The organism is Pseudomonas sp. UBA6315, from assembly GCF_002438125.1.
Classification (GTDB): domain Bacteria; phylum Pseudomonadota; class Gammaproteobacteria; order Pseudomonadales; family Pseudomonadaceae; genus Aquipseudomonas; species Aquipseudomonas faucium.
In genome coordinates this window covers 1-8,636 of record NZ_DJTF01000022.1, presented here as the reverse complement: position 1 = coordinate 8,636, position 8,636 = coordinate 1, and the positions used below count along the sequence as shown (strand labels likewise).

The following is an 8,636-nucleotide window of genomic DNA, read 5'->3' as shown; positions in this document are numbered from 1 at the left end:
TCGCGGATAAATCCGCTCCTACATTTGTTGCAACGTGCCACGGTCTGTCAGGCCATGGTTGTCCGCCTTTGGTGCCCGCCGAGACATCGTGTCGTACCACCCAGGCTGACAACCATGGCCTATCAGGCATAGGTACGTTGCAACAAATGTGGGAGCGGATTTATCCGCGATGCGCCGCGCGGGCGGCGCTCGATTTCAAAACCGCTAAAAAACCCACGACAAGCACCTCCCCCCGACCCAACCCAAACGAACTTCCCAACCCTGGCCCCGCTCCTAACTGATAACCCCAGCTACCAGCGCCCACGCCATGGACCTCGTCATCGCCCGCCCCGAAGGCCTGTACTGCCCGCCCGGTGATTTCTACATCGACCCCTGGCGCCCGGTGGCACGCGCGATCATTACCCACGGCCATGGCGACCATGCCCGCAGCGGCAATCGCCATTACCTGACGGCCGCCCCCGGCGCCGGCATCCTGCGCAGCCGCCTCGGCCAGGACATCGACCTGCAGACCCTGGCCTACGGCGAGCGCATCCAGCACCACGGCGTCACCCTCAGCCTGCACCCGGCCGGGCATGTGCTGGGCTCGGCGCAAGTGCGCCTGGAGCACCAGGGCGAGGTCTGGGTGGCTTCCGGCGACTACAAGGTCGAACCCGACGGCACCTGCACCCCTTTCGAGCCGGTGCGCTGCCACACCTTCATCACCGAATCGACCTTCGGCCTGCCCATCTACCGCTGGCCCGAGCAGGCGCAAATTTTCGCCGGCATCAACAGCTGGTGGCGCAGCAACCGCGACCAGGGCAAGGCCAGCGTGCTGTTCTGCTACGCCTTCGGCAAGGCGCAGCGGATTCTCCATGGCTTGGACTCAAGCATCGGCCCTATCCTGGTGCACGGCGCGGTCGAACCGCTGAACCGGGTGTACCGCGAAGCAGGCGTACACCTGCCCTCAACACGCTACGCAGGCGACATTCCACGTAACGACCCGCTGATGCGCCAGGCCCTGGTGCTGGCGCCGCCCTCCGCGGCCGGCAGCAGCTGGATGCGCCGCTTCGGTGACTACAGCGACGCCTTCGCCAGCGGCTGGATGCTGCTGCGCGGCACCCGCCGGCGGCGCGGCGTGGACCGCGGCTTCGTGCTCTCCGACCACGCCGACTGGCCCGGGGTGCTGTGGGCCATCGGCCAGACCGGCGCCGAACGGGTGATGGTCACCCACGGCTCGGTCAACGTGCTGGTGCGCTACCTCAATGAACAGGGCCTGGATGCCCGGTCATTCGTCACCGAATACGGCGACGAAGACGACGCACCTGCCACGGAGCCCGAGCCATGAAAGCCTTTGCGGCGCTGTATCTGCGCCTGGATGCGACCACCTCCAGCAACGCCAAGCTCGAAGCCCTGCGCGACTACTTCGCCAGCGCACCGGCCGAAGATGCCGCCTGGGCGGTGTACTTCCTGTCCGGCGGCCGGCCTCGGCAACTGGTGCCAACCCGCCTGTTGCGCGAGCTGACCACGGAACTGGCCGGCCTGCCGGAGTGGCTGTTCGAAGAGAGCTATCAAGCGGTGGGCGACCTGGCAGAAACCATCTCCCTGGTGTTGCCAGAAACCCACCCAGGCAACGACGAGGGCCTGGCCCATTGGGTCGAGGTGCACCTGCTGCCGCTGCGCGGGTTGGCCCCGGAACGCATACGTGAGCGCCTGCCCCCGCTCTGGGCGCAGCTCGACCGGGCAAGCCTGATGCTCTGCCTGAAGCTGATCACCGGCAGCTTTCGCGTCGGCGTGTCGAAACTGCTGGTCACCCGCGCCCTGGCGCAGCTGGCCGGCCTGGACAGCAAACGGGTGGCACAGCGCCTGGTCGGCTATACCGACATCGGCCACCGCCCCACGGCGCAGGCCTACCACAAGCTGATTGCCGCCGAATCGGCCGATGAACACCTACAGCGTGGCGGCCAGCCTTACCCCTTCTTCCTGGCACACGCCCTGCAAGCGCCCACCGAGCAATTCGACGCCTTGCTCGGCCCGCCCAGCGACTGGCAGGTCGAATGGAAGTGGGACGGCATCCGCGCCCAGGTGGTCAAGCGCGAAGGCATGCTGTGGGTCTGGTCGCGCGGCGAAGAACTGGTCACCGAGCGCTTCCCCGAGCTGCACAGCCTGGCCCAGAGCCTGCCGGACGGCGTCGTGCTCGATGGCGAGATCCTGGTCTGGAAACCCGGCGCCAGCAGCGACGCGCTGGCCGTGCAGCCCTTTGCCTTGCTCCAGCAAAGGCTGGGGCGCAAGACCCTGGGCAAGAAGCTGCTGGCCGACGCGCCGGTGATCCTGCAGGCCTACGACTTGCTGGAATGGCAAGGCGAGGACTGGCGCAACCGGCCACAGCATGAACGCCGCCGGCAACTGCAATGGCTGCTCGATAACCACTCGCTGGGCCCGGTACGGCTCTCGCCGCTGCTGCATGGCGACAGCTGGGAAGCGCTCGCCGAGCAGCGCGAGCAGTCACGCAGCCTGGGCGTCGAAGGGCTGATGCTCAAGCAGCGCGAGGCCCTGTACGGCGTGGGGCGGACCAAGGACATGGGCCTGTGGTGGAAATGGAAGATCGACCCGTTCAGCGTCGATGCCGTGCTGATCTACGCGCAACGCGGCCATGGCCGGCGCGCCAGCCTCTACAGCGACTACACCTTTGCCGTGTGGAACGCCCCGGCCGGCACCCCAGAGCGCGCCCTGGTGCCCTTCGCCAAGGCCTATTCGGGGCTCAGCGACGAAGAAATGCGCAAGGTCGATGCCATCATCCGCAAGACCACGGTGGAAACCTTCGGCCCGGTGCGCAGCGTCACCCCGACGCTGGTGTTCGAACTCGGTTTCGAAGGCATTGCCTTGTCCAAGCGGCACAAGAGCGGAATTGCCGTGCGTTTCCCGCGCATGTTGCGCTGGCGCCTGGACAAACCGGTGGAAGAAGCCGACGACCTGGCCACCTTGCAGGCACTGCTGGCCTGATCGCCACGCGGTGAGGCGCGCTGGCCAAATTTATGCTTCTATCTTTGTCGCAGATTGTTTTCGCCACGCCGCCAGGACCACCATGCACCATACGACCCACGACCTACTCTCCCCCGTACCCGGCATCAGCCGCCAGCTGCACAGCTTCCACTTCGGCCCGCGCGGTGGCGCCAAGGTGTATATCCAGGCCTCGCTGCATGCCGACGAACTGCCCGGCATGCTGGTTGCCTGGCACCTCAAGCGCCGGTTCGCCGAACTGGAGCAGCAAGGGCGCCTGCGCCGCGAGATCATCCTGGTGCCGGTGGCCAACCCGGTGGGCCTGGAACAGGTGGTGCTCGACGCGCCGCTGGGGCGTTTCGAGCTGCAGAGCGGCGAGAACTTCAACCGCAAGTTCGTCGACCTTTCCGACAGCATCGGCGACCAGATCGACGGCCACCTGACCCAGGACCCCGCGCACAACCTGGCCCTGATTCGCGAGTACCTGCGCCGTGGCCTCGACGCCCACCCAGCCCGCACGCCCCTGCAATCGCAACGTTTGACCTTGCAGCGGCTGGCCTGCGACGCCGACCTGGTACTGGACCTGCATTGCGATTTCGAAGCCGTCGAACACCTCTACACCACGCCCGAGGCCTGGCCCCAGGTCGAGCCGCTGGCGCGCTACCTGGGCGCCCAGGCCAGCCTGCTGGCCACCGATTCCGGCGGGCAGTCGTTCGACGAATGCTTCAGCCTGGTGTGGTGGCAGCTGCAGCAACGCTTCGGCAAGCGCTACCCGATCCCCCTGGGCAGCGTCGCGGTGACCGTCGAACTACGGGGCCAGGCCGACGTCAGCCATGACCTGGCCACCCAGGACTGCCAGGCCATCCTCGACTACCTGACCCATGCCGGGGTCATCGAAGGCACCCCCGCGCCGCTGCCGCCACTGCCACGCCCGGCCACGCCGCTGGCGGCGGTGGAGCCGGTGTCGGCGCCGCTGGGCGGCTTGCTGGTGTATCACGTGCGGCCCGGCCAGCAGGTCGAGGCTGGGCAACTGATCGCCGAGGTCATCGACCCGATCAGCGACCGCGTCACTGCCGTGCGCGCCGAGCAGCCCGGGCTGCTTTACGCCCGCAGCGTGCGCCGCATGGCCACCGCAGGCATGGTCATCGCCCATCTCGCCGGCGAGCAGGTATGCCGCAGCGGCTACCTGCTGGCCAACTGATTCGGTAAAACCAATACCGCTGGCCAGCGGTCTGTAGAAGCACAGCTCTGCAAGGACCACCGCGCATGCCTGCTTCTACCGACCTTGCCAGCGCCTGGTTCACTGCCCGCGGCTGGAAGCCCTTCGCCTTCCAGCGGCAAGTGTGGGCCGCCATCGGCCGTGGCGAATCCGGGCTGCTGCACGCCAGTACCGGGGCCGGCAAGACCTACGCCGTGTGGCTGGGCGCCCTGCGCGCCTTTGCCGACGCTACCCCTGCCCGCCAACCCGCTGGGCTGCAGGTGCTGTGGATCACCCCCATGCGTGCGCTGGCGGCCGATACCGCCCGTGCCTTGCAAGCCCCGCTGGACGACCTGGGCCTGAACTGGACCGTCGGGGTCCGCAGCGGCGATACCGGCAGCGCGGAACGCGCCCGCCAGGCCCGGCGCCTGCCGAGCACGCTGATCACCACACCCGAGAGCCTGACCTTGCTGCTGACCCGCGCCCAGGCCGAAAACGACTTCGCCAGCCTGCGCCTGGTGGTGGTCGATGAATGGCACGAACTGCTCGGCAACAAGCGTGGCGTGCAGCTGCAGCTCGCCCTCGCCCGCCTGCGCCGCTGGCAGCCCGGCCTGGTGACCTGGGGCCTGTCGGCCACCTTGGGTAACCTGGCCCATGCCCTGCAAGTGCTGCTGCCCCACGGCGGCCAGCTGATACGCGGCCGCCAGGACAAACGCCTGGTGGTCGATACCCTGCTGCCGCCGGCCATCGAGCGCTTTCCCTGGGCCGGCCACATGGGCCTGAAGATGCTCGACCAGGTCGCCCATGAGCTCGATGACTGTGCCAGCAGCCTGGTGTTCACCAATACCCGTGCCCAGGCCGAGTTGTGGTACCAGGCCTTGCTCGATGCGCGCCCCGACTGGGCCGGCCAGATTGCCTTGCACCATGCCTCGTTGGCGCGGGCGACCCGCGACTGGGTGGAGCTGAACCTCAAGCAAGGCACGCTCAAGGCGGTGGTCTGCACCTCCAGCCTCGACCTGGGCGTGGATTTTCTGCCCGTGGAGCGGGTGCTGCAGATCGGCTCGGCCAAGGGCATCGCGCGCCTGATGCAGCGCGCCGGGCGCTCCGGGCACGCGCCGGGGCGGCGCTCGCGCATCACCCTGGTGCCCACCCACAGCCTGGAGCTGGTGGAAGCCGCCGCAGCGCGCGAGGCGCTGGCGGCCGGGCATATCGAGGCGCGCAACTCGCCGCGCCTGTGCATGGACGTGCTGGTCCAGCACCTGGTCAGCATGGCCCTGGGCGCAGGCTTTCGCCCGCCCGAGCTGCTGGCCGAGGTGCGTGATACCTGGGCATTTCGCGACTTGCGCGACAGCCAGTGGCAGTGGGCGCTGGATTTCGTCAGCCATGGCGGCAGTTCGCTCAGCGCCTACCCCGACTACCAACGCGTCGAAGCCCACCCCGACGGCATCTGGCGGGTGGCCAGCGAGCGCCTGGCGCGGCGCCACCGCATGGGCATCGGCACCATCGTCAGTGACGCCAGCCTGCAGCTGAAGTATTGGAGCAAGGGGGGTGGCGGCAAGCACCTGGGTAGCGTCGAGGAAGCCTTCATCGCCCGCCTGCGGCCAGGCGACACGCTGGTTTTTGCCGGGCGCGTGCTGGAGCTGGTGAGGGTCGAGAACATGACGGCCTATGTCCGCCGCAGCACCGCCCGCAAAGCTGCCGTAGCCCGCTGGAATGGCGGGCGCATGCCGCTGTCCAGCGAACTGGCCGATGCGCTGGTCGAGCAACTCGATGGCGCCGCCCATGGCCGCTATGCCAGCCCGGAAATGCGCGCGGTGCGCCCACTGCTGGCGCTGCAGGCTCGCTGGTCGGCGTTGCCCACCACGCAGACGCTGCTGGCCGAGACCTTGGCATCGCGCCAGGGCTCGCATCTGTTTCTCTACCCCTTCGCCGGGCGCATGGCCAACCTTGGGCTGGCCACCCTCATCGCCTGGCGCGTCAGCCGCAATCAACCGCTGTCGGTGTCGATCGCGGTGAGCGACTACGGCTTCGAGCTGCTCAGCCCGAGCCCTGTGGACTGGGCCGCGCACTTGCCTGGCGCGCTATCCAGCGAGAACTTGCTGGAGGATGTATTGGCCAGCCTGAACGCCGGGGAGATGGCCCTGCGGCGTTTTCGCGAAATTGCCCAGATCGCCGGCCTGGTGTTCGGCGGCTACCCTGCGGCGCAAAAAAGCACCCGGCAGATCCAGGCCTCCAGCGGGCTGTTTTTCGAGGTGTTTCGCAAGCACGACGCCAGCAACCTGCTGCTTGGCCAGGCACGCGATGAAGTGCTGCGCGAAGAGCTGGAAATCGAGCGGCTGCAGCGCCAGTTGCACAAGATGAGCCAGCTGCGGCTGGACCTTCAGGCGCTGCAAAGACCAGGGCCGCTGGCCTTCACTTTGCTGGTGGAGGGCATGCGCGAAACCTTGAGCACGGAGAAGCTGGCGGATCGCATCGCGCGCATGGTGGCGGACCTGGAAAAAGCAGCCTCACGCGGCAGCGGCGCGCAATGAACGGTCATCTAGTTGTCGAGCATTGCGGCCAGACCCTATGGCTGCTCGCCGACAAGGCCATCTACTGGCCTGCCCGCCACACATTGCTGGTGGCCGACGTGCATATCGGCAAGGCCGCCAGCTACCGGGCGTTGCACCAGCCGGTGCCGCGGGGCACCACCGAGGCGACCCTGGCGCGGCTGGACGCCCTGCTGGCGGCATACGACTGCAGGCAATTGGTCATCCTTGGCGATTTTATCCATGCGCGCACGGCGCGGGCACCTAACACTCTGGCCAGGCTTCGGGAGTGGCGTAGTCGACACGATGGGCTGCAGATCGTGCTCATTCGCGGCAATCACGACCGCCATGCAGGCGACCCGCCAGCCGAATTGGGCATCGAGGTAATCGACCAACCCTTGCTGCTGGCGCCATTCGCCTTGCAGCACGAGCCGACCGCTCACCCCGAGCACCCGGTGCTGGCAGGCCATGTGCATCCGGTGTACCTGCTGCGCGGGCGAGCACGCCAGAAACTGCGCCTGCCGTGCTTCGTGCTCGATGCCCGGCTCAGCCTGCTGCCGGCTTTCGGCGAATTCACCGGGGGCTACACGGTCGCCCCCGGCGACGAAACGCGGGTTTTCGTCACCGGCGACGGGCAGGTCTGGGCGCTGGGAAGTTGATCACGCCACAGGCGCGGGAGGCGGCTCGTCGGGCCGAATGGGGTCGCCTGGCTCGCTGGGCTCGGGCGGCTGTGGGGTGTCGGGTTCGGGCTGGTGCGGCACGCCCCCGGCCTGCATCGGCAGCGGGTGGGCCAGCAACGACCAAGGCAGCATGCCGACCTGGTTGGGTTGCAGCACCGCGAGTTTCGCGCTGATTGCGGGATGGAGTTTCATTGGCTGCTCCTGACGAGAGCCGATGCGCTTCATGCACATCGGCACGGTTACCTCGTTGGAGTGCCAAAGGCGCAGGGAATTCCCCGCGCTCGTCGGCTCAGGTACGCGGCAGGGTGACGCCGCGCTGGCCCTGGTACTTGCCGCCACGGTCTTTGTAGGACACTTCGCACTCTTCATCGGACTCGAGGAAGAGCATCTGTGCCACACCTTCGTTGGCGTAGATTTTCGCCGGCAGCGTGGTGGTGTTGGAGAACTCCAGGGTCACGTGGCCTTCCCACTCGGGCTCGAGTGGCGTCACGTTGACGATGATGCCGCAACGCGCGTAGGTGCTCTTGCCCAGGCAGATGGTCAGCACGTTGCGCGGAATGCGGAAGTATTCGACGGTGCGGGCCAGGGCGAAGGAGTTCGGCGGGATGATGCAGACATCGCTTTTGACATCGACGAAGCTGCCGGCGTCGAAGTTCTTCGGGTCGACGGTGGCCGAATTGATGTTGGTGAACACCTTGAATTCGTCGGCGCAACGCACGTCGTAGCCGTAGCTGGAGACGCCGAAGGAGATGACCCGGCTGTCGTGCTCGCCGCGCACCTGGCGCTCGACGAACGGTTCGATCATGCCGTGTTCCTGCGCCATGCGGCGAATCCACTTGTCCGATTTGATGCTCATGGCGGGGTGTCCTGAAGGGTTGCGAGGTGAAAAACAAGACGCGCATCTTACCGGTCCCGGCGCCCAAGTTGAAGTTCCGCGCCGTATCCCGCGCCGGACGGGGGTTGCGGCCGCCGCCGATCTGAATTTCATCAAAGGCCATCTTGGAGATTGGCAGGCTGCGGAAAGTGGGTTAAGGTGGCGCCACTGTGCTGCACGTGACACCGAGAATCTCTAGTTTGATGCACGATCCTGATCGGCCCATCGCTGAATTTTCTGCTCTCTTTGCGCTCAGTCCCGGCCAGGGATTTTCCTGACCGTTTTCAACTTTGTCCAAGGAGACAGAAAAATGTCCAACCGTCAATCCGGTGTTGTTAAGTGGTTCAACGATGAGAAGGGCTACGGCTTCATCACCCCTC

8 protein-coding genes are annotated in these 8,636 nt (G+C 66.8%); 6 read left to right on the top strand and 2 right to left on the bottom strand.

Annotated elements, in window-relative coordinates:
• Positions 1-307 precede the first annotated feature (307 nt).
• From B3E94_RS01890 to pdeM, 5 genes are all read left to right on the top strand, one after another.
• On the top strand, positions 308-1,324 hold the full coding sequence (locus B3E94_RS01890) for a ligase-associated DNA damage response exonuclease (protein WP_286912118.1): 1,017 nt from the start codon (positions 308-310) through the stop codon (positions 1,322-1,324).
• Complete coding sequence (locus B3E94_RS01885) at positions 1,321-2,979, top strand: ATP-dependent DNA ligase (protein WP_286912117.1); 1,659 nt, start codon at positions 1,321-1,323, stop codon at positions 2,977-2,979. Before B3E94_RS01890 ends, B3E94_RS01885 begins: the two co-directional genes overlap by 4 nt.
• Positions 2,980-3,061: 82 nt before the next feature.
• A complete protein-coding gene (locus B3E94_RS01880; RefSeq protein WP_286912116.1) occupies positions 3,062-4,177 on the top strand; it encodes a succinylglutamate desuccinylase/aspartoacylase family protein in 1,116 nt (371 codons plus the stop codon).
• A gap of 65 nt (positions 4,178-4,242) precedes the next feature.
• Positions 4,243-6,705, top strand: coding sequence for a ligase-associated DNA damage response DEXH box helicase (locus B3E94_RS01875; protein ID WP_286912115.1), 2,463 nt, complete (start codon positions 4,243-4,245; stop codon positions 6,703-6,705).
• The gene (pdeM, locus tag B3E94_RS01870; RefSeq protein ID WP_286912114.1) at positions 6,702-7,361 is read left to right on the top strand and encodes a ligase-associated DNA damage response endonuclease PdeM; all 660 of its coding nucleotides are present in this window, start codon (positions 6,702-6,704) and stop codon (positions 7,359-7,361) included. The genes B3E94_RS01875 and pdeM overlap by 4 nt, the downstream gene beginning before the upstream one ends.
• Here pdeM and B3E94_RS01865 read toward each other — a convergent pair whose 3' ends face one another.
• Together B3E94_RS01865 and dcd are read right to left on the bottom strand one after the other, a co-directional pair.
• Positions 7,362-7,574 carry a hypothetical protein gene (locus tag B3E94_RS01865; RefSeq protein WP_176511076.1) on the bottom strand — a complete coding sequence of 71 codons (213 nt, stop codon included), beginning with the start codon at positions 7,572-7,574 and terminating at the stop codon, positions 7,362-7,364.
• Between the two features lie 97 nt (positions 7,575-7,671).
• The gene (gene dcd, locus B3E94_RS01860) at positions 7,672-8,238 is read right to left on the bottom strand and encodes a dCTP deaminase (protein WP_012313046.1); all 567 of its coding nucleotides are present in this window, start codon (positions 8,236-8,238) and stop codon (positions 7,672-7,674) included.
• A 328-nt stretch (positions 8,239-8,566) separates the two neighbouring features.
• Between dcd and B3E94_RS01855 the strand changes: the two genes are divergently transcribed.
• Positions 8,567-8,636, top strand: a 70-nt coding sequence (locus B3E94_RS01855) for a cold shock domain-containing protein (RefSeq protein WP_286912119.1), incomplete at its 3' end; no start/stop codon positions are given.